This window comes from Yoonia sp. SWMV100 (genome assembly GCF_056108365.1).
This window is the reverse complement of the sequence record NZ_JBWBAQ010000002.1, coordinates 663154-683247: the sequence shown is the minus strand read 5'-3', so window position 1 is coordinate 683247 and position 20094 is coordinate 663154. Positions and strand designations below refer to the sequence as shown.

General features: G+C 55.7%; 22 protein-coding genes. 12 read left to right on the top strand and 10 right to left on the bottom strand.

The window, feature by feature from the left end:
• Window positions 1-78 precede the first annotated feature (78 nt).
• Both ACXJGX_RS03485 and ACXJGX_RS03480 read left to right on the top strand, forming a co-directional pair.
• A complete protein-coding gene (locus ACXJGX_RS03485) occupies window positions 79-687 on the top strand; it encodes a hypothetical protein (protein WP_474778742.1) in 609 nt (202 codons plus the stop codon).
• 276 nt (window positions 688-963) lie between these two features.
• On the top strand, window positions 964-1152 hold the full coding sequence (locus ACXJGX_RS03480) for a CTP synthetase (protein ID WP_474778741.1): 189 nt from the start codon (window positions 964-966) through the stop codon (window positions 1150-1152).
• A gap of 48 nt (window positions 1153-1200) precedes the next feature.
• Here ACXJGX_RS03480 and ACXJGX_RS03475 read toward each other — a convergent pair whose 3' ends face one another.
• Window positions 1201-1344, bottom strand: coding sequence for an entericidin A/B family lipoprotein (locus ACXJGX_RS03475; RefSeq protein ID WP_474778740.1), 144 nt, complete (start codon window positions 1342-1344; stop codon window positions 1201-1203).
• Between the two features lie 150 nt (window positions 1345-1494).
• On the opposite strand from ACXJGX_RS03475, the gene ACXJGX_RS03470 reads away from it, so the two are divergent.
• Window positions 1495-1806, top strand: a complete 312-nt coding sequence (locus ACXJGX_RS03470; RefSeq protein ID WP_474778739.1) for a TraR/DksA family transcriptional regulator — start codon at window positions 1495-1497, stop codon at window positions 1804-1806.
• Between the two features lie 43 nt (window positions 1807-1849).
• Complete coding sequence (locus tag ACXJGX_RS03465) at window positions 1850-2356, top strand: alkylphosphonate utilization protein (protein WP_474778738.1); 507 nt, start codon at window positions 1850-1852, stop codon at window positions 2354-2356.
• Window positions 2357-2494: 138 nt separating this feature from the next.
• Here the strand turns inward: ACXJGX_RS03465 and ACXJGX_RS03460 are convergent, their stop codons facing one another.
• Window positions 2495-2608 carry an entericidin A/B family lipoprotein gene (locus ACXJGX_RS03460; protein ID WP_474778737.1) on the bottom strand — a complete coding sequence of 38 codons (114 nt, stop codon included), beginning with the start codon at window positions 2606-2608 and terminating at the stop codon, window positions 2495-2497.
• 54 nt (window positions 2609-2662) lie between these two features.
• Window positions 2663-3415, bottom strand: a complete 753-nt coding sequence (locus tag ACXJGX_RS03455) for an alpha/beta fold hydrolase (RefSeq protein WP_474778736.1) — start codon at window positions 3413-3415, stop codon at window positions 2663-2665.
• A gap of 77 nt (window positions 3416-3492) precedes the next feature.
• Between ACXJGX_RS03455 and ACXJGX_RS03450 the strand changes: the two genes are divergently transcribed.
• The gene (locus ACXJGX_RS03450; RefSeq protein WP_474778735.1) at window positions 3493-3861 is read left to right on the top strand and encodes a hypothetical protein; all 369 of its coding nucleotides are present in this window, start codon (window positions 3493-3495) and stop codon (window positions 3859-3861) included.
• On the opposite strand, the gene ACXJGX_RS03445 is transcribed toward ACXJGX_RS03450, so the two are convergent.
• Window positions 3782-4672 carry a DUF817 domain-containing protein gene (locus ACXJGX_RS03445; RefSeq protein WP_474778734.1) on the bottom strand — a complete coding sequence of 297 codons (891 nt, stop codon included), beginning with the start codon at window positions 4670-4672 and terminating at the stop codon, window positions 3782-3784. The genes ACXJGX_RS03450 and ACXJGX_RS03445 overlap by 80 nt on opposite strands.
• Before the next feature lie 191 nt (window positions 4673-4863).
• Between ACXJGX_RS03445 and ACXJGX_RS03440 the strand changes: the two genes are divergently transcribed.
• The gene (locus tag ACXJGX_RS03440) at window positions 4864-5340 is read left to right on the top strand and encodes a hypothetical protein (RefSeq protein ID WP_474778733.1); all 477 of its coding nucleotides are present in this window, start codon (window positions 4864-4866) and stop codon (window positions 5338-5340) included.
• Between the two features lie 199 nt (window positions 5341-5539).
• On the opposite strand, the gene glyA is transcribed toward ACXJGX_RS03440, so the two are convergent.
• The gene (glyA, locus tag ACXJGX_RS03435) at window positions 5540-6835 is read right to left on the bottom strand and encodes a serine hydroxymethyltransferase (protein ID WP_474778732.1); all 1296 of its coding nucleotides are present in this window, start codon (window positions 6833-6835) and stop codon (window positions 5540-5542) included.
• Between the two features lie 185 nt (window positions 6836-7020).
• On the opposite strand from glyA, the gene ACXJGX_RS03430 reads away from it, so the two are divergent.
• Window positions 7021-7785, top strand: coding sequence for an NAD kinase (locus tag ACXJGX_RS03430; protein WP_474778731.1), 765 nt, complete (start codon window positions 7021-7023; stop codon window positions 7783-7785).
• Window positions 7786-7859: 74 nt separating this feature from the next.
• Here the strand turns inward: ACXJGX_RS03430 and ACXJGX_RS03425 are convergent, their stop codons facing one another.
• From ACXJGX_RS03425 to ACXJGX_RS03405, 5 genes are all read right to left on the bottom strand, one after another.
• Window positions 7860-8783 carry a hypothetical protein gene (locus tag ACXJGX_RS03425; protein ID WP_474778730.1) on the bottom strand — a complete coding sequence of 308 codons (924 nt, stop codon included), beginning with the start codon at window positions 8781-8783 and terminating at the stop codon, window positions 7860-7862.
• 182 nt (window positions 8784-8965) lie between these two features.
• Complete coding sequence (locus ACXJGX_RS03420) at window positions 8966-10276, bottom strand: NAD(P)/FAD-dependent oxidoreductase (RefSeq protein WP_474778729.1); 1311 nt, start codon at window positions 10274-10276, stop codon at window positions 8966-8968.
• A gap of 180 nt (window positions 10277-10456) precedes the next feature.
• Complete coding sequence (gene prpE, locus ACXJGX_RS03415) at window positions 10457-12349, bottom strand: propionate-CoA ligase PrpE (RefSeq protein ID WP_474778728.1); 1893 nt, start codon at window positions 12347-12349, stop codon at window positions 10457-10459.
• A 310-nt stretch (window positions 12350-12659) separates the two neighbouring features.
• Window positions 12660-13382, bottom strand: a complete 723-nt coding sequence (locus ACXJGX_RS03410) for a DNA-binding response regulator (protein WP_474778727.1) — start codon at window positions 13380-13382, stop codon at window positions 12660-12662.
• Window positions 13379-14590: a GAF domain-containing sensor histidine kinase gene (locus tag ACXJGX_RS03405; protein WP_474778726.1), complete on the bottom strand. Its 1212-nt coding sequence runs from the start codon at window positions 14588-14590 to the stop codon at window positions 13379-13381. The genes ACXJGX_RS03410 and ACXJGX_RS03405 overlap by 4 nt, the downstream gene beginning before the upstream one ends.
• 233 nt (window positions 14591-14823) lie before the next feature.
• Between ACXJGX_RS03405 and ACXJGX_RS03400 the strand changes: the two genes are divergently transcribed.
• Genes ACXJGX_RS03400 through ACXJGX_RS03380 form a run of 5 tightly spaced genes read left to right on the top strand, consistent with a single transcriptional unit; the run spans window position 14824 to window position 20081 of the window.
• Complete coding sequence (locus tag ACXJGX_RS03400; protein WP_474778725.1) at window positions 14824-15828, top strand: substrate-binding domain-containing protein; 1005 nt, start codon at window positions 14824-14826, stop codon at window positions 15826-15828.
• 5 nt (window positions 15829-15833) lie between these two features.
• Complete coding sequence (locus ACXJGX_RS03395) at window positions 15834-17276, top strand: sugar ABC transporter ATP-binding protein (protein ID WP_474778724.1); 1443 nt, start codon at window positions 15834-15836, stop codon at window positions 17274-17276.
• Window positions 17273-18208 carry an ABC transporter permease gene (locus ACXJGX_RS03390; RefSeq protein ID WP_474778723.1) on the top strand — a complete coding sequence of 312 codons (936 nt, stop codon included), beginning with the start codon at window positions 17273-17275 and terminating at the stop codon, window positions 18206-18208. The genes ACXJGX_RS03395 and ACXJGX_RS03390 overlap by 4 nt, the downstream gene beginning before the upstream one ends.
• Window positions 18209-18213: 5 nt before the next feature.
• On the top strand, window positions 18214-19155 hold the full coding sequence (locus ACXJGX_RS03385) for an ABC transporter permease (protein ID WP_474778722.1): 942 nt from the start codon (window positions 18214-18216) through the stop codon (window positions 19153-19155).
• A complete protein-coding gene (locus ACXJGX_RS03380; protein WP_474778721.1) occupies window positions 19152-20081 on the top strand; it encodes an SMP-30/gluconolactonase/LRE family protein in 930 nt (309 codons plus the stop codon). Before ACXJGX_RS03385 ends, ACXJGX_RS03380 begins: the two co-directional genes overlap by 4 nt.
• Window positions 20082-20094: the final 13 nt, after the last annotated feature.

Sequence of the window (20094 nt, the reverse complement as noted above, 5' to 3'; positions counted from 1 at the left end):
GATTTCTTCGGAAGGGTGGCGATAATCGATAAGTACAGAACAAAAGATAAACCGACACTCGATGATCTGAAATATAGATTGAAACGTGAGTTTTACCGTCTTGTTTCTGAATTATCATTTTGTGACGAGCTCTTGGGGCGTACCTATTTGCTTGCACCGGATGCGGATCGAGATGATATGGCGGTCCAATCAGTTTGGATAATACTTGAGTCCTGCAAAGAATGCGCGATTTCCGCGACTGCGCGCCTTTGGGAGGAAAGCCCTGACGCTATTTCTTTTTCCAATGTTAAGAGCAAACTTATTGATCTCTGGGCGGACTGTGAACAATTGCCCGACGATTACTTGGGCACATGGGCTGCTGCATACCATGGTCTATCTAAGTCAAAGGATAGAGAAAGCTTGCTTTTACTCCGAGACGAAGAGTTCGGGCACAATATTATTGACTCTGGAAAACGGACAGGCTCCTTGCGTCTTTTCGATGCTGGGGCAGTTGGCGCCCGAGAATTTGATATTACAAATGGCGAAGCTCTCGAATTTTGTAAAAATTCTGCTCGGTTGTTGTTTCAAGCGATCGCGCCATGGACGGAACCAAATCCCTGTTTGATTCCGAATTGGTCGAGACGCTTTGATACTAAGTTTGAACATCACCGTCGAATTCACGGAGCGTTGTTAGAAAAATTAAGGTAACGCCTCACCTGATAAACCGCATGCGTTCGACAGGTCGTCGACGCGCTGATTGCTGCTTTTGCTTCTTGATACATCGTGATTTAAAATTGCCAAATTTTCAATTTGGCAGCGCCCGAACCACCCCCACGGGGCGGGCGCGGTGCCAGAGGTTACCGGGTGTCGTTGTGCGCAATCGGTACACGCGCATCCAAACAGATAGGCGTTTGACCCACATCAAAGCCTGCGCTGCCAATCCTCGCTAACATTTCCTGCGAAACATACCTTTCGGAGGGTCTTATGCTGCGTCTTTCATCTGCGCTTTATTCCATCATCGGCACCAGCTTGGCTGGGGGATTGATCGTTGTGGCTTTGACCTTGGGGTATGATACGGCACTGCCGATTATCATCGCGGCGGCGGTCGGCGCTGTGGTGGCTGTGCCGGTCAGTTATCTTGTTGCGCGGGCCATTACACAGAACATAAAATAAAACAGGCCCCGCGTGGTGCGAGGCCTGCTAAGGTGCTCCGGATGATCGTTACAGATCGCTCTGCACCTCTTGGCTTTCGGATGTAATCGCGTCGCCGGCGGCGGAAATATCTTGGCCCGCACCTTGGATGGTTTCGCAGGCGCTTAGGGCAAATGTTGCAATCAGCAGGGCAATCAGGGGTGACTTACGCATGGGGTTCGTCCTTTTGTCTAATGACGTTCTGACACACCAACGCATGACCGCCCAAAAGGTTCCATGCCCGCGCCGAATATTTTCTTGACCCACATCAAAGCACTGCGGGCAAAACCGCGCCACTGTCATTTCAACCTAAGGAGAAACCACATGGATACCGCAATTCAAAAGCAAGCCTTGCTGGCCCGCCGCGCAGAGTTGGTGGGTGAGATGTTTGAAATCGAAGACCAGTTGGATGACCCCCCATCCAAGGACTGGGAGGACCGTGCGTCCGAGCGCCAAGGCGACGAGGTTCTGGAGGCGCAGGGCAATAGCGACCGCGACGAGGTCAGGCGCATTGATGCAGCCCTGGCGCGGATCGAGGCGGGCACCTATGGCACCTGCCAGAAATGCGGTGACCCGATCTCGCAGGCGCGTCTGGAATTGTTGCCCGATACACCGTTTTGCAAGGTTTGTGCGTGAACCGCCACTGGTCCTTGGGGGTGAATTGGGTTAAGGCACGGGGATGATATGCCCCCTGTGCCAAACACCCGACGTTGCCTTGCAGTCCTTTCCCGTGACAGGGGGGCCAGACGGTGCAACGGTTGATATTTGTGATGCCTGCATTGCGCAGCTCGATGCCCCGACCGAGGATCATTTTCGCGCGCTGGCCAGTACGATGTGGTCCGACGATCCGGCGATCGCCGTGATTGCGGCACGGACGCTGGGCAAGATCGGCACGCCTTGGGCAGTTGATCTGGCGGAACAGCAGTATCTGGACGATGACACGCGTGCCTGGGCTGATAATGTCGTCGCGGAAAGTGACCATAAAGACGCCCATGGCGCGACCTTAAGCAATGGCGACACTGTGGTTTTGATCAAGGACCTGCCGGTCAAGGGCGGCGGATTTACCGCCAAGCGCGGCACCGCAGTGCGCGGCATTTCACTGGTCGCTGATAACCCTGCCCATATCGAGGGACGGGTAGAAGGCCAGCGCATCGTGATCCTGACCGCGTTCGTTAAAAAGAAATAGCGCCGGAATAGCCGGCGCACCGCGTATAACCTGCAACCCACCGATGGAGCAGGTTATGCAGTATATCCCCTACGTCTTTACAGCCCTGATGGGCGCCTTATGTCTGGCGACGTTTCTGACGTCAGCGGTGCTGTGACGCTAAAGCGCGTTATCAACCACCTGTCCCGCATTGGTGATGTCGCGACCGACACCTTTGACGGTTTCACAAGCCGTTAGGCCAAGGACAGACAAGATAAGCAGCGCACGGATCATGGGGAACCTCTGGGTTATGATGTTGGGTGACTTTAGCTGGGTGCGCAGGTGCGTTCAAGACGGGTTTGCCATCGACAAGAACGTCCTGACGGCGGCCATAAATTCAAGCGGCTTTTCCGCATGAAGCCAGTGCCCTGCATCCGGAATTTTCGCACACTTTGCATGCGGGAACAGGGCCTTGATCCGTGGTCGGTCCTCTGGGCGGACATAGTGTGATGCGCCGCCAGACAGGAACAGCGTGGGTCCGGTGAACTGGGCGTCCAGATCCGGGAAGCCAACGATCTTGTCCATCTCGGCTTGCAGTACATCAAGGTTCAACCGCCAGCGTTTTTCTTTCATATCAAGACTTTGCAGCAGAAAATCGGCCACGCCGGGTTCAAGCGTGCCCAGCTTTTCCTTGGCGTCCGCACGTGTGGTCACTTGGGATGGGTCAAGCTGCTGCATGGCGGCAAGCGGCCCCATCTGGGTGTGTGTGTAGGCCACAGGTGCGATGTCGGCAACGATGAGACGGTTGACTTTCGCCGGGTGGGTCAGCGCCAAAATCATCGCGGCCTTTCCACCCATCGAATGGCCCAGCACATCCATCGGTTGGTCAATCACCTCGGCCAAATCCTGCGCAAGGTCGTGATAGCTGTGGGTGTTGTACCACGGGCTGTCTGCGTGGTTGCGCATATCCACTGCGATAACGGGTCGATCGGCCGATAATTTCTTGGCGATAACACCCCAGTTACGCGCTGATCCGAATAGACCATGCGCGATCAAAAGAGGCGTCCCCGCAGGGCCATCGTAGTGTACCGTGTTTAACATGCATCTGTTTTAACCCTTTGTGTCGCCAAAGTGCCAGACCCATTGAGGTAGTGCCGCTTTCAAATTAATCGGTGCGCATGGCACAGACATTCGATCAGCAGGTAGACGAGATTCGCGCGTTGCTTTTGCAAAGGCTGCGCGCGCGCGGTCGGTCGTTGGCGGTGCAAACCCGCAAGGCAGGCCGTCAGTTGCCACGCGCCGTGCGCCGCGATCTGGCGTTTCTGGTGCAGGCCGAAGGGTTGATGCACAACCCTAAATTGGCGCGGATGGTCGATGCAAACCGCATCGACACCGCGCACCGCAATGCGATAAATTACTTGCAGACCGTCAATCCCAATGCCCGCCGCAAGGACATGTTGCTGACGATCACCGCGTCAATTGCGCTGGGTGTTTTGGTTGTTGGTGTGGTGTTGCTTTACGTGCTGGTGCAACGGGGTTTCGTTTAAGCGGGTCTTTGACCACCAGTGTGACCGTGGCAAAGGCCACATAAAGCAACAGATACCACGACCCGATTTTCGACAGGCTGACCAGATCAAACGGGTTTTGCCCTGTGTACATCCATGTGCCAGTCAGCGTGCCGATGTTTTCCGCGACCCAAAGGAACAAGCTGCTCAGGAAGGCGGCGACGGGCAGGGGCATCCAGTACCAATTTGCGCCGATGCGAAACCAGATGCGCGTGCGGATGTAGAACACCACCGTCGCGGCGAACAGCACGCTGCGCATGTCCCACATGTAATGATGGCTGAAGAAATTGACGTATACCGCAACGGCCAGTCCAAAGTGCAGCGCCATCGGCGGGAAGGGCGCGAATTGCATGTCAAACAAACGGATGACCCGCGCCATATAGCTGCCGACGGCGGCATACATGAACCCTGAAAACAGTGGCACGCCGTAGATTTTGAAAAATGCGATCTCGGGATAGGCCCACGACCCGGCGCTGACCTTGAACCACTCCATTGCTGTGCCGGTGACGTGAAACAAAAGGATCACGCGCGCCTCTGACCACGTCTCTAGTTTGTACCAAAGAAATAGGCCCTGCAGCCCGAGCGCCAGCAAAAACAGCGCGTCATAGCGGGCCAGCGGCCAGTTGGGTTGCCAAATCAGTTTCGTCGCGATGATCGCCGCCAAAAGACACGCACCAAACAAACAGGCCCATGCCTGTTTGAGGACAAACATGACAAATTCCATCACCCCAGCGGGCAGACGGCGGCGCATCGCATCGCCAAGACGGCGTTCGGTGAGGTGGGTTTGGTTCATAAAGTTTTTTGTAGCAGGCGCGACGGCAATGAAAATGCAGAAAATGGGCAGTTTGTTATGAGAGTTTATCTGTCGACTATGCGGACTTAGTCGCCGTTCCCGCTCGAACAGTCAACTACCGCGCGCATCCCTAGATTGACTTGTCTGAACGTCCATGTTGTATTTTTCTCATTTGGCACGGAGTGATTTTGATGGACGGGCATAATTTTGAACGCTTGAAAGCACATATAATCACACTCTCGATCTCGCAGAATTTCGATGCCGCCCGTACAGAGTGGGATTTGATATCCGTAGAGATCAGCGAAGAGACTGCCTCTTGCCCCTGCGGACAGCAGATCTTGGAGCATTGCTATATTCAAAATCGCCTTACCGGGTATAAGACATACGTTGGCAATGTCTGCATCAACCGCTTTCTAGGAATAGACACGGGACACCTCTTTGATGGATTAAAGCGCATTCGTGATAACCCTGAAGCGAACGCCAATGAAGCGGTAATCGAGTATGCACAGAAGAACGGCTACCTTTATGAGAAAGAATACAAATTTCTGCACGACACTAAGAGGAAAAGAAAACCAAGTGGCCCTGTGGCTGCTTGGAAAAGAAAAATTAACCACAGGATACTGAATAAGACGGTAGTGCGAAGAAGGTCAGAACCATCGGCCAGTTGATCTAGGCATTTACGCAATCGTCATGCCGCATAGGTATATCATTAATCCGTCAGAACTCGCGACTTTGCAAACTCCGCTTTCTGCGCATCGCTGAATTTTGCGCATATCGTAGCATCTTTCAAGCGGGTCTCAAATCAGACATTCAACTAGATCGGCGTAGCGACGGGCATCAGGTGGGCCGAAGCCCACCCGATTTTTTTCACAGGTTCGGATACATCGGGAACTTTTCGCACAGCGCTTCGACTTCGGCGCGGACTTTGGCTTCGACGTCTGCGTTGCCCTCTTCGCCGTTGGCGGCAAGGCCGTCGACAACTTCGACGATCCAGTCGGCGATCTGGCGGAATTCGGCTTCGCCAAACCCACGTGTGGTGCCTGCGGGTGATCCGAGGCGGATGCCAGAGGTCACGGTCGGTTTTTCAGGGTCAAACGGGATGCCGTTTTTGTTGCAGGTGATGTGCGCACGGCCAAGCGCGGTTTCGGTCGCGTTGCCTTTCACGTTTTTGGGGCGCAGATCGACCAGCATCAGGTGGCTGTCCGTTCCGCCTGACACGATATCAAGCCCGCCTTTCATCAATTGATCAGCCAAGGCTTGGGCGTTTTTCACAACCTGTTCCTGGTAGGATTTGAATTCGGGGCGCAGCGCCTCGCCAAAGGCAACTGCCTTGCCCGCGATTACGTGCATCAAGGGGCCGCCTTGGATGCCGGGGAAGATGGCAGAGTTTACCTTTTTCGCGATGTCCGCGTCGTTGGTCAGGATCATGCCACCACGCGGGCCGCGCAGGGTTTTATGTGTGGTTGTTGTTGCGACATGTGCGTGCGGGAACGGCGATGGGTAAATGCCTGCCGCAACAAGACCCGCAAAATGGGCCATATCAACCATCAAAAGCGCGCCGACGGAATCCGCAATTTCGCGCATTTTTGCGAAATCAATGATGCGGGGGATAGCGGAGCCACCAGCGATGATCAGCTTGGGGTTATGTTCGGTTGCAAGGCGCTGCACCTCGTCGTAGTCCAACAGGCTATCCTGACGGCGCACACCGTATTGGATTGCGTTGTAGATTTTACCGGATTGGTTCGGTTTTGCACCGTGGGTCAGGTGGCCGCCCGCATCCAGTGACATCCCCAGAATGGTGTCGCCGGGTTTAATCAAAGCTTGATAAACGCCCTGGTTCGCCTGAGAGCCAGAGTTCGGCTGCACGTTCACAAATTCACAGCCAAACAATTCTTTGGCGCGGTCAATCGCGAGGTTTTCCGCAACGTCGACGTGTTCGCAACCACCATAGTAGCGGCGGCCGGGATAGCCTTCGGCGTATTTGTTCGTCATCACGCTGCCTTGGGCTTCCATGACGGCGGCCGACACGATGTTTTCCGACGCGATCAATTCAATCTCGTTGCGCTGGCGTTTCAGCTCGCCTTGGATGGCGGCGTGCAGCGCAGGGTCGCGCGTTTCCAATGTTTCGGTGAAAAAGCCGGCGTCGCGGACATTAGCGGTCATGGATGATTTTCCTTTACAGGTGCCAAAGCGATATGATGCGCCTCTCTTACCGCAGGACCGCCCCGTTCTAAAGCATCAAAACGACCATGATCTTTATGAGGACGTCATGTAGGTTTCGTATCGGCGTCTTGCGTTTCGGGTCTGATCCCACCACAACTATGCGGAAGTTGCTGGATGGATGTCTGATGTCACTACAAAAAATCGCCTTTGTCGCCAGCCCGGTGCCGACAGCGCAGAACGCGCTGGACCGGTTGGTGGGGTTATACGGTGATGTGACCCCCGGCGACGCCGACGTGATCGTTGCTTTGGGCGGCGACGGGTTCATGTTGCAGACATTGCATGCGACCCAAGGATTGGATCTACCTGTCTACGGGATGAATCGCGGCACTGTCGGGTTTTTGATGAACGAATTTCACGCGGACGATTTGCCCGAACGGTTGAACGCTGCCGTCGAAGAGGTGATCAACCCGCTGGCGATGACCGCCCTGACCGTTGACGGCCAAATGCACGAATCTTTGGCGATTAACGAGGTCAGTTTGCTGCGCGCTGGTCCGCAAGCCGCCAAACTGCGGATCACCGTCGATGGCAAATTACGGATGCCTGAACTGGTCTGTGACGGTGCGTTGCTGGCGACGCCTGCCGGATCGACCGCCTATAACTATTCCGCGCACGGCCCGATCTTGCCGATTGGATCGGACGTGTTGGCATTGACCGCGATGGCGGCGTTCCGGCCCCGGCGCTGGCGCGGTGCCTTGCTGCCCAAAAGGGCCGTGGTGCGGTTTGACGTGATCGACCCCGCCAAGCGTCCGGTGATGGCTGACGCCGATGGCAAATCGGTGCGCGATGTCGCCAGCGTTGAAATCCGGTCAGAGCCGATGGTGCGGCACCGGATTCTGTTTGACCCCGGTCACGGCCTGGAAGAGCGGCTGATCAGAGAACAGTTTGTTTAGGCGTATGTGAGCGTCGAGCCCAAACGCGCGGTGACGCAAAATGTGCTGCTGGGCAGGCGCACCGCTGTTGAGCATCAGCAGTTATCTTCAATCGCCTCACATACCGTCTCACATTCCCGCTCGCTAGGAGAAGAAGAGTAAGTGAAATCATTATCACAGGTATCTTCGCAAAGGTTCACTATCTGGGAACAGGACTTTTGAGTTCTTCGTGAAATCATCAGGTACTGTTCGGTCATTTTGAGGTCACTAATAAGTTCCTCATATGTCATTTCGCGGCAATGGTTGCCAACATCTGCAAATCCAGTATTGCAAAGGTAGCCATTGCTGAACGGATTTAACGTCGCGTTATCTGGCACAAAGACCCTTTCGCATTCATCTCCAACTTCTCGAAATCCCCTGTCACATGCCCAACCCTTTGATCCTGGCAAAGTGAATAGGTTTGGAGTCAATTGAGCATTTTCTGGAACGACAACGAACTCACATTGGTCGCCTCTGCGTATGTAGCGGGTTATACATCTCCAACTATTTCCCGTGCGGTCCAATTCAGCGTTAGTGGGAATGATTATTTCATTACACGATTGAGTTGGGAACCCTTCTGGCTCGTAACCTCGTGGGCACGAACTCAAACCAAATGAGTTTTCAGTTGGTGCAACGGTTCTTGGCCTTTGCTTGACTTCGTTAAACGCTATGTAGCGAGAAACACTATCAATTCTCATACAAAATGAGTCAGAAGGTAATCCGTATGTGCGGATATAAAATCCCATATCAGTACCACTGGGGTTAGGAAGTGTACCCAGCGAGATAGCATATCTGCCATTCACTGCTTGTAGAAGCTCAACGTCTTCGAACCTCTCGCTATACTCAACGGTAAGTTGCTTGGCTTCATCCAGACTTGTTCTGGAGGCAACAATAAGCTTGCATTGATCGGCCAAGGCCGCGGCTGAAGATACAGCTGTGAGCAATGACAATGCCAGAATTGCGCATAGTTTCTTCGACATACTAGGCTTTCCTTACCTCAACGTACCCGCGGTTATTCGCTCGCGACAAGACTAAGGCCGTGCCATGCGCTTTGAAGTCCCCATCGATGACATTGCAATATAATATGGTTCAAAGTTCCACTTCGCCCCGTATAACACCTATTGCGTTCCCGTATCTGGCATCTGGGCGCAGTAGGGGCGCCTTAGACACCTAATCGGTCGCGCAGGGCGTAGTACCATGATCCGATCATCGAATAGGGCACGCGGAATGTGCGCCCGCCGGGGAAGGGGTACCATGGGACTTTGGCGAAAACGTCAAAACGGGTTTTGTCGCCGGAAACCACCTCTGACAAGATGCGCCCGAAGGTGTGCGATCCGGTCACGCCGTGGCCGCTGTAGCCGTGGGCAAAGTAGGTGTTGTTCCCGAGACGTCCCATTTGCGGTACGCGGCTGAACGACAGGGCGAAATTGCCGCTCCAGGCGTGGTCTATTTTGACGCCTTTCAGGCTTGGATAGACCTTTTCCATGGCGGGGCGCAGTTTGGCGACCACGTCGCTGGGGTCTGTGCCGCCATAAACGGTGCCGCCACCAAAGATCAGCCGTTTGTCGGCAGACAGCCGGAAGTAGTCGAGGATATAGCGCACGTCCTCGACACATTTGTCGGTGGGCAGCAGGGCGTTGGCTTGTGCGTCACCCAATGGCACGGTGGCCATCATTTGGGTCGATACCGGCATCACCCGCGCCGTCAAGGCGGGGATGACATTGCCAAGGTAGGCGTTGCCGCACAGGATCAGCGTGGTGCAGGTCATCGTGCCGTGGGCGGTTTTGACGACGGGTTTGGCGGCATCCGTATCCGCATGAATCACGGGTGATTGTTCATAGATCACCCCGCCGAGGCTTTCGAATGCGGCGGCTTCGCCCAAGCATAGGTTCAGCGGGTGCATATGGCCGCCCGTGTGGTCGATCATGCCACCGGCGTATACGTCAGACCCGATATGATCGCGCAGCTCTTGTTTGGTCAGCATATCTTGGTTGTGCAGCCCGTATCCGGCCCAAAGCGCGCGGCGTTCTTCAAGTTCTTTCATGTGGGCGGCGGTCAGGCCGGTGAAAATGTTGCCCTGCTTGAGGTCACATTGGATGTCGTAGGTTTTAACCCGCTCGCGGATAATTTCACCGCCTTCTTGCACCAGACCGGCGACAAAGTTCGCGGTGTCCTGGCCGTAGCGTTTTTTGATCGTTTGCAGGCTGGCATTCAGGCCGTTGACCACTTGGCCGCCGTTGCGCCCCGAGGCGCCCCAACCGACGCGGGCACCTTCGATGATTGCGACCTTGAAACCTTTTTCGGCAAGATGAAGCGCAGTGGACAGCCCGCTGTAGCCTGCACCAACGACACAAATGTCGATCGTATGGTCGCCCTTGAGCGATGGCCGTTCCGGCGATGGGTTGGCGCTGGCCGCGTAATAGCTGGTGGTGTGCTTTGTCTGGCCGTTGCTGGCGAATGTTTCGATAGCCATTGGTGCTCCGATGCTGCGCCAGGACCGGCGGCGCGACGTGATGTGGTGAGGAGGTCTTTGACTGCCGTTATGGGCTACCCAAGCGTTGCTTTGCAAGGGACGAGAGTGAAACATGCGTGCGATGTTTTGTCGGTGTGGTTGGTCAGCCTTTCGGTGAAAGACTGACCAGATTTTTGGTGGCTAAGCGCCCGCATACCCAAGAGGTTTCAGCGCGGCCCTGATTTCGTCCAAAATCAGGGGATCATCAATGGTGGCCGGCATTTTAAAGTCCGCGTTGTCAGCGATTTTGACCATTGTCGCCCGCAGGATTTTGCCAGACCGGGTTTTGGGAAGCCGGTCAACCACAGTCACCAGCTTGAACGCGGCGACCGGCCCGATTGTGGTGCGCACAGATGTGATGACTTCTTTGATGATGTCGGCGTGCGGGCGGTCGCACCCTTTATTGAGGCAGACAAAACCGAGCGGCAGTTGCCCCTTGAGTTCGTCAGAAACCCCGATCACAGCGCATTCACCAACATCAGGGTGGTTGGCCAACACTTCCTCCATCGCGCCGGTGGAAAGACGATGCCCGGCAACGTTGATCACGTCGTCTGTGCGCGCCATGATGTAAAGATAGCCGTCTGCATCAATCATTCCCGCATCCCCTGTTTCATAATAACCGGGGAAGGTGTTGAGGTAGGATTTCTTGTACCGCTCTTCGGCGTTCCACAGGGTGGACAGTGTGCCAGGTGGCAGCGGCAGTTTGATCGCGATGGCTCCCAGTTCGCCGGGTTCTTGCGGGTGTCCTGCCTCGTCCAGGATTTGCACGTCATAGCCGGGCATCGCCACGGTCGGCGATCCGATTTTGACGGGCAGCGGTTCGATGCCCACCGGGTTGCCCGCGATCGTGTACCCCGTTTCAGTCTGCCACCAGTGGTCATAGACGGGTTTGCCCGTCATCGCTTGGGTCCATTTGATCGTATCGGGGTCCGCACGTTCCCCTGCGAGATAGATCGCGTTCAGACAGGACAAGTCGTATTTTTTAACAAACTCGCCGGTGGGGTCTTCGCGTTTGACGGCCCGGAATGCCGTTGGCGCGGTAAAGAAGGATTTGACGTTGTGTTCTTGGATCACCCGCCAGAACGTGCCGGCATCCGGGGTGCCGATCGGCTTTCCTTCGAACACGATGGTGGTGTTGCCGTGGATCAGGGGGCCGTAGCAAATATAGCTGTGCCCGACCACCCAGCCGACATCGGACGCCGCCCAAAAGACATCGCCGGGATCGACGTTGTAGATGTTTTTCATCGTCCAGTTCAGCGCAACCAAATGGCCCGCAGTGGGCCGCACAACGCCTTTGGGCGCGCCGGTAGTGCCGGACGTATAAAGGATATAGGCTGGATGGTTGCCTTCGACGGGCACACATTCGGCGGGGGCGACGCCGTATTGAAAGCCGTGCCAGTTATAGTCGCGGCCGGGGATCAGGTTTGCGACTTCTTGTTCGCGTTGAAAAATCACACAAAAGTCGGGTTTATGGGTCGCCATGGTGATGGCGCCGTCCAGCAGGGGTTTATAGTGAATGACGCGCCCCGGTTCCATCCCGCAGGACGCCGCGATGATCGCCTTTGGCTTGGCGTCGTCGATGCGCACCGCCAATTCATGAGCCGCAAAACCGCCGAAAACAACGGAATGGATGGCCCCCAAGCGGGCGCAGGCGAGCATTGCCTCAAGCGCCTCGGGGATCATCGGCATATAGATAATCACACGGTCGCCTTTTTCGACGCCTTTGGCGCGCAAAGCCCCGGCAAGGCTGGCGACGCGGTTGCGCAGTTCGACATAGGAAATTTCGCGTTTGGTATGGGTGATCGGACTGTCGTAAATGATCGCGGTCTGTTCGCCGCGCCCGTTTTCGACATGACGGTCCACGGCGTTATAGCAGGTATTCACGCGCGCATCCGAAAACCATTCATATAGCGGCGCATTGTCAGCGTTCAGCGCGCGCGACGGCGGGGTGACCCAGTCAATGGCTTTGGCTTGCTCCATCCAAAACGCTTCTGGATCGGCTTGCCAAGCGGCGTAGACGTCTGCGTATCCCATCGTGTTCCTCCCAAAACAACCTATGGGAATGTGTTACGCCTGCCGAACCGTCCGGGCAAGCAGTGCGGGTGCGACAAAATCAAACCGCGTAAATTTTTTGACAGATTGGGTGGGTGGTTACGTGACGCGCCGTTTTTCTAAGGAACTGCGCGTTTTTCACACCATTTCACCAGCATTTGGATTGATAGGGTTTGGTCAGCGATCGCCCCATCGCCGCGATTTTTGCGCACGCCCGAGACTGGCCGCAGGCCACGCTTTGGCATTTCAACGATTTCTTATCCAGCTCTGGTTTCAAGATTCTGCCTTGGCATCACAGGCGGCGTCCTGTCTGTTTCAAGTACCATAGCGACAGCTCTCTTTCCGCTGCGATAAGCGTTTCGACGTTCAGTGTCCTTGTCACCAGTGCGCGGTTGATTGCACGGGTGCGTTTGTTCACGACGCCTGTCTCTTCTTCTTCAACATCCAACTTTTGGTACAGCGATAACAGGCGATTTTGCACGGATCGTAACGACATCGCCTGCCGGTCGGCGATCATTTTGTCAGTCAGCCCCAACGCAAGATCAACAAGCACGTTGAATTCGACTTCGTTCAACGTATCGCGCGGTTCAAATGATCGTTGTTGGAATTTATGGACTTCGCGGTCGACCATGATTTGGCCTTCGATCAACACTGCGCGCAGCGCAAGCTGAAGACGGTTGGTCGATGCGGTTTTGAGAATATAGCCATAGGCGCTATCGTTGGGGACGATTTTCGAAATGCCCCGCAAATACGCCTCGTCGGCGTAATTGGACCAGAAAAGAATGCGCGTTTGTGGCCGTGTGGCCCAGATTGTCCGCGCGGCCTCGACACCGTTGCGCGACGGCATTTGCAGATCAAGCACGACAGCCGGGTAATTCCCTGTCATGGCCTCTGTCTCTCCTTCACCGCCATCGGTCACATGTGTGATTTCGCTCACCTCGGGCAGCGAATCCCCCACGGTTTCAAGCATAAAATTTGCATGAAAGGGATCGTCCTCTACAATCAAAAGCTTCATTCCGCATCCCCTTGTGATCTCGCCGGAAGTGTCAGCATAACGCATGTTCCTGCCTCTTCTGTGATTTCCAGATGCGCAAGTATCAGGCGCGCCCGCGTTTCCATATGCGCCAGCCCGGACCGTCTGGGGCTATCGCGGCTCGATATGCCGCAGCCGTTGTCGCGCACCGAAATCAGCAACGCACCTTCGGCATTTTGGTCAACGATGACGTCGATACGTGACGCACCTGAATGGCTTGCTGCGTTGTTGACGGCCTCTTGGGCGATGCGGAACAGCGCGGTGCGGACCGTCGGGCTGATGTTGTCGATCATCCCGTTGGTCCGGTCTTCAACCATTGCAGCGCATACTTCCGAACGCGCGGCTTTGCCCAAATGTTCGGACATGGCATGGGTAAAACCAAACAGATCAAGCTGCGATGGTACGGCTTCGTCGATAATCAGCCGCAGGTCGCGAATGCATGTGGTCAGGCTATCCACCAAAAACTGGCGATCAGGCGTCGCATTGTCATTTGTGACAACACGCAGCAACCGTGTTAGATCCGCCAAGGTCTGGTCGTGCAGGTCCATCCCGATCCGTTGGCGTTCTTGTTCGAGCGCTTGCGTCAATTTGGATGCCCCTTGGCGCAAACCCTCTGCACGTGACTGGACCTCTGCCCGGGCAAGCACATCGCGCTGTGCTTTTTCGATGGCGCGCAATGCATGGAAATAAGGCGCAAGCAAATCAGCCAAATGCTGCGCAAGGCGCAGCGTTTTGTCGTCAAACAGGTTCGCCTCGCTGTGGGAAATATTCAAAGTGCCTATCAGTTGTCCCATGACTTTCATGCCCACGTGCACCCGTGATCTGAGGCCATGATTAAAGATCGGGGCGCTGCTGGCACCGGGAAACGTTTGACGGGGATCTTCCATCGCGTTGGTGCAGATCATATGGTCCACGCCACCTGTCAAAATGTCCCTGATCGGCGAATGCAATAGCCGGGTGCGTCGGCGGGACCAGCGCGTTGTGATCCCAGCTTCGTATGACACAAGCCAATCGGGGCCATCGATCAGGCAAATGTCAAAGTGGGTGTATGGCAACACTGTGCCAATCTCGTTTGCAACGGCAGCCAACGCTGATTGAATTTCAGTCTCGCACGCGAGGTGCGCAGAAATACGCAAGAAAATATCACGCTGGTCCGCGCTTAGGTATTGCCGCGATATATGTGTGTTCATCGTTCCCCCCGACGCTTGCACGTCCAACCACCACCCTAGCGCGTCTTTGCTTCCCCGAGAACCACAATACCCGCATCACCGGTGCGGGAACCCGCAACACATTTGCGGCTTGCGCGATTTACAGGGCAATCTGTTCCAGTGACGATGGGCGCTGGTGGTACGCGCTGGTTGCGTCGCACCAGATAAAAGAGTGCGGAGATAACTCTGTGCTTTATCTCGGGAGGAGAACCAAAATGAAAAAACTGCTGCTTAGCGCGGCGGCCATTGCGATGGCGTCATCATCCGCACAGGCCGACACATCCAACACACGTATCGCGCTGTCCAATAACTATGCCGGGAATTCCTGGCGTCAGGCAATGCTGCAATCTTGGGAAGAGGTCGGCGCTGGCGCTGTCGCAAACGGCACCGTCGCCGCTGCCGACGCGTTTACAACATCAGAAAATCAGGCAACCGAGCAGGCGGCCCAAATTCAAAATATGATCCTGCAAGGTTACGACGCGATCGTCGTCAACGCAGCGTCCCCGACCGCGCTGAATGGCGCCATCAAAGAAGCCTGCGATGCGGGCATCATTGTTGTGTCGTTTGACGGCATCGTCACAGAACCCTGCGCATGGCGTATTGCTGTCGATTTCGCTGAAATGGGCCGCCTGCAAGTCGAATACCTTGCCAGTCGTATTCCAGAGGGCGGCAATCTGTTGGAAATTCGCGGCCTTGCCGGTGTGTTTGTGGATGATGAAATCTCGGCTGGTATTCACCAAGGTGTCGCCGAGAACCCGCAATTCGAAATCGTTGGATCCGTGCACGGTGACTGGGCCCAAGACGTGGCGCAAAAGGCTGTAGCGGGTATTCTACCGTCGTTGCCAGATATCGTTGGTGTGGCGACACAAGGCGGTGACGGATACGGGACCGCACAGGCATTTGCCGCCGCAGGCCGCGATACGCCGCTGATCGTGTTAGGTAACCGCCAAGACGAAATGGCATGGTGGGCCGAACAGCACGCAGACAACGGTTATGAAACGCTGTCGCTATCCATCGCGCCGGGTGTTGCATCGCTTGCTTTCTGGGTTGCGCAGCAAATTCTCGACGGCGAAGACGTCGCCAAAGACCTGTCGGTGCCATTTTTGATGGTGACCCAAGACACGCTGGACGATGCGTTGGCCAGCACGCCCGAAGGGTCGGTTGCCACGGTTGACTACACGCTTGACGATGCCAAAGGCATCATCGCCGGAGCTATGTAATCACAATGAACAGTGCCACGCTGAATGGCACGCCAATTGTCGCCCTGACAAACGCCGAAAAACATTTCGGTGCCGTCAGGGCGCTTGATGGTGTGAGCCTGTCAATATGCCCGGGTGCATGTATCGGCCTTGTTGGTCATAACGGCGCGGGAAAATCCACGTTGGTGAACCTTGTCAACGGTGGGCTTGCGCCGTCGTCTGGAACGGTCACGTTCCCACAGTCGGGTGAAACGCGTGCGCTTGCCGCAGGTGTGCGGTCTGTATTTCAGGAGCTGTCGCTGTGTCCCAATTTATCCGTCGCCGAAAATCTGCGCATTTCGCACAGCGATCTGTCCGGCTTTGGCTGGCGCAAAAGGGCGCGTGCCGAAATTTTGCAAAGCCTTGATATCGTGTTTCCTGGCCATGGTATTGATCCCGATGATGCGGTTGATCGCCTGACAATCGCGGAACGACAAATGGTTGAAATCGCGATTGGGTTTGCGCCACGCGGCACCCAAGCCAAGCTGGTTATCTTGGACGAACCCACGTCATCGCTGGATGCGGGTATCGCAGAGCAGCTTTTGACACATATAAAAAATTACTGCGCGGATGGCGGCGCCGTGATTTTTATCTCGCATATGATCGGCGAAATTTTCACCGTCGCCACGCAGATCGTCGTGATGAAGGACGGGAAAATCGTGGCGTCGCGTTCGACAGACCAATTTGATCGCGCGTCACTTGTTGAATCCATGGGGCATGTGGTCGCCAACGCAAGCGATACCGCTGCGCAAGAGACGCGCGTGATTGGCGCCGAAATACTGCGCACGGATATCGGGCTTACGGCGCGCAAAGGTGAAATCATCGGTCTTGCCGGGCTGGCAGGTCACGGCCAAGCCGAGGCGCTGGCAAAGCTTTATTGCGATAGGACATCGTCATGGCGCCCGGGTCAGACGGGGGACATGGTGTTCGTCGCCGGAGACCGTGGCCGTGACGGGATCTTTCCGCTTTGGTCGATTTTACGCAACGCGACCGTTTCCACACTCTCGCAGTTTGGCAAACACGGGCTTGTCGATCGCGACCAAGAAGAGCGCATCGTCGCAGATTGGAAAACACGCATTGGCATCCGCACCAACGATACATCAAACAATATTCTGTCGCTGTCAGGCGGCAACCAGCAAAAGGTTCTTTTTGCCCGCGCGTTGGCTTCAAATGCGCCGGTCGTCGTGATGGATGACCCGATGCGCGGTGTTGATATCGGCACCAAACAAGACGTCTATGCGATGATCCGCGCCGAAGCGGCACAGGGCCGCACTTTCTTATGGTATTCAACCGAAACCGAAGAAATTTGCCAATGCGACCGGGTCTTTGTGTTTCGTGACGGGCAAATCTCTGCGGAACTGACGGGCGCGGACATTACCGAAGAACACATTCTCGAAGCATCGTTCGAAATGCAGGAGGTCAGCGCATGATCCGTCTTTTTGCCCGCCACCGTATTTTGCTACCAATCTTGTCGTTGGTAATCTTACTGGCCGCCACTTTTTATCTACAGCCACGCGCAATGAGCTATTTTGGCGTGAACCTGCTGTTCAACTTGGCGGTGCCCATTGCGCTGGCAACAATCGCCCAGATGATGATCATTATGGTCAATGACATCGATCTGTCGATCGGGGCGTTTGTCAGTCTGGTGGCCTGCATCACAGCCACATTTGTTCAAGACGCCCCACTGCTTGGGGCGCTGATATTGCTTGTTCTGATCGCAGGTTACGGTGTCATGGGCGCCGTGATCCACTGGTTTGAATTGCCCGCGATTGTCGTCACGTTGGGGATGTCCTTTGTGTGGGGGGGGATCGCGTTGACGATCCTGCCGTCGCCAGGCGGGTCATCGCCCGAATGGCTGCGCAGCACCATGACCGTGAAACCGCCCGTGGTTCCGATGGCTGTCGTCGCGGCCGTTCTCATTGGCGCATCGACACATGTTTTGATTATGCGCAGCGGTATTGGCACGGTGTTGCGGGGCGTTGGCGGCAACGCCGCCTCGGTGTCGCGGGCGGGTTGGCCGCTGTTGCGGCTCAAGGCGCTGGCCTACGCGCTTGCCGGTTTCTTCGGTGTGCTTTCAGGCATGGCGCTGGTCGGGCTTGCAACGTCAGCGGACGCGAACATCGCGCTGCGCTATACGCTCTTGTCGATTGCAGGTGTAATCTTGGGTGGTGGCGAATTCACAGGCGGCAAAGTCAGCCCGGTGGGGGCCGTCATCGGGGCCCTTACACTGGCACTGGCCGCATCGTTTTTGTCATTCTTACGGCTCAGTTCGGATTGGCAGATTGGGGCACAGGGGGCCATTTTGATCTTGGTGCTGGCAGCGCGCCTGATCTTTACGCGCCGCAACAGGCAAGAGGGATAATCCACATGTTGAAAACTGTTCTTTCACGCCCGTGGATATGGTCATGGGTCGCAGCCGCAGCAGCATTTGTGATGATTATGCTCATGACGCACGGGCGCGGCGCAAGCGAGCTTGCCTATGCGGCGCTTTCTTTCGGGGCATTTGCCGCAATTGTCGGGCTTGGTCAAATGCTGGTCATTACCTTGGGGCCCGGCAATGTTGACCTGTCGATCCCGGCGGTTATGACTTTGGCGGGCACGCTCGCGCTTAAGACGATGGGGTCGGACGCGAACACGGCCATTCTTGGGCTGGTGGTGGCGATCGGGGTCGGCGTTGCAGCGGGTGCTGCCAACTTTGCACTGATTTACCTGCTTCGATTGCCGCCGATTATTGCCACGTTATCGGCATCGTTGATTTACCAGTCGGTCGCCATTTGGTCGAACCGGGGGCTGCGGATTAAACCCCCGACCGGGCTTGCCGAATTTGCAACAGGGCGCACAATCGGCATTCCCAATGTTGCGCTGATCGGGCTGGGGTTGTCGATTGCCATCTGGATCGTGTTGGAGCGCACCATCTTTGGACGATGGCTGTTGTCATCGGGGCAAAACCTGCGCGCCGCGCGACTGGCGGGCATTCCTGTCGAACTCGTGCGCGCAACAACATATATTGCAGTCGCCGTGTTTGCATCAATCGCAGGCTACCTTTTGGCCAGTTTTTCAGGCGGAGCCGCGCTGAACATGGGGCAAGAATACCTGTTAACCTCAATCGCTGTGGTCGTCATTGGCGGCACGTCAATCGCGGGCGGTTATTCAAACGTACCCGGGGTTTGGGGGGCGTCGCTCTTTATGTTTCTTGTTGTGTCTATGTTGAATTCATACGGGCTCGGGGCAGGCGTTCGCATGATGCTGACAGGGGTTATCATCATCGGCATCGTGATCGCCGCCAGCACAAGGAAAACACGCGCATGACCGAATTACCCGCCCACCTTGTTGCGTATGATGACGCGTTTCTAAACCTTGTTCATCCCATGTCGCGGCTTACGCAGATCGCAACAGGTTTTACATGGACCGAAGGGCCGGTCTGGTTCGGGGATCATAATTGCCTGATGTTTTCCGATATTCCGTCACAAAGATTGATCCGTTGGGATCCCAAAAACGGCACCACGATCCTGCGCGAAAACACGCATTTCAATAACGGGAATACGCGTGATCGCCAAGGGCGCCTTGTTGGCTGCCGGCATGGCACCCGCGATGTTGTCCGCACCGAATATGATGGAACGCTCACCGTGCTTGCGGACCAATTCGACGGAAAACGTCTAAATTCGCCCAACGATGTCGTAGTGTCGTCCGACGGTGCGATCTGGTTCACCGACCCCACCTATGGGATCATATCGAATTTTGAAGGCCACCAAGCCCCGCGTGAACAGGCACATAACCACGTGTTTCGTGTTGATCCGGTGACGGGCGAAATCGCGGCGGTCATTTCCGATTTTGTGCAACCCAACGGGCTTGCTTTTTCCCCGGACGAGCGGCGGCTGTACGTCGCTGAAAGCGGATCTAGCCATGACTGCAACGTGCCCGCTGTGATCCGTCAGTTTGACGTGCATGGCGACAAGGTCACGGATGCGGGTGTCTTTGCGACACTTGATCGCGGGCTGCCCGATGGAATACGTGTGGACGTTGCGGGGAACCTTTGGTCGTCTGCCCAAGATGGCGTCCATTGCTTTGCGACAGACGGGAGGCTTCTGGGTAAAATCATTGTCCCAGAGACCGTCGCCAACCTTTGTTTTGGCGGCGCGGACGGTCAGCGCTTGTTCATGACGGCGACGACGTCTGTTTATCAGGTGTTTGTGGACATTAAAGGTGCTGAACCGTGGACAAGGTCATGCCTTTGACGGCAATGGGCAA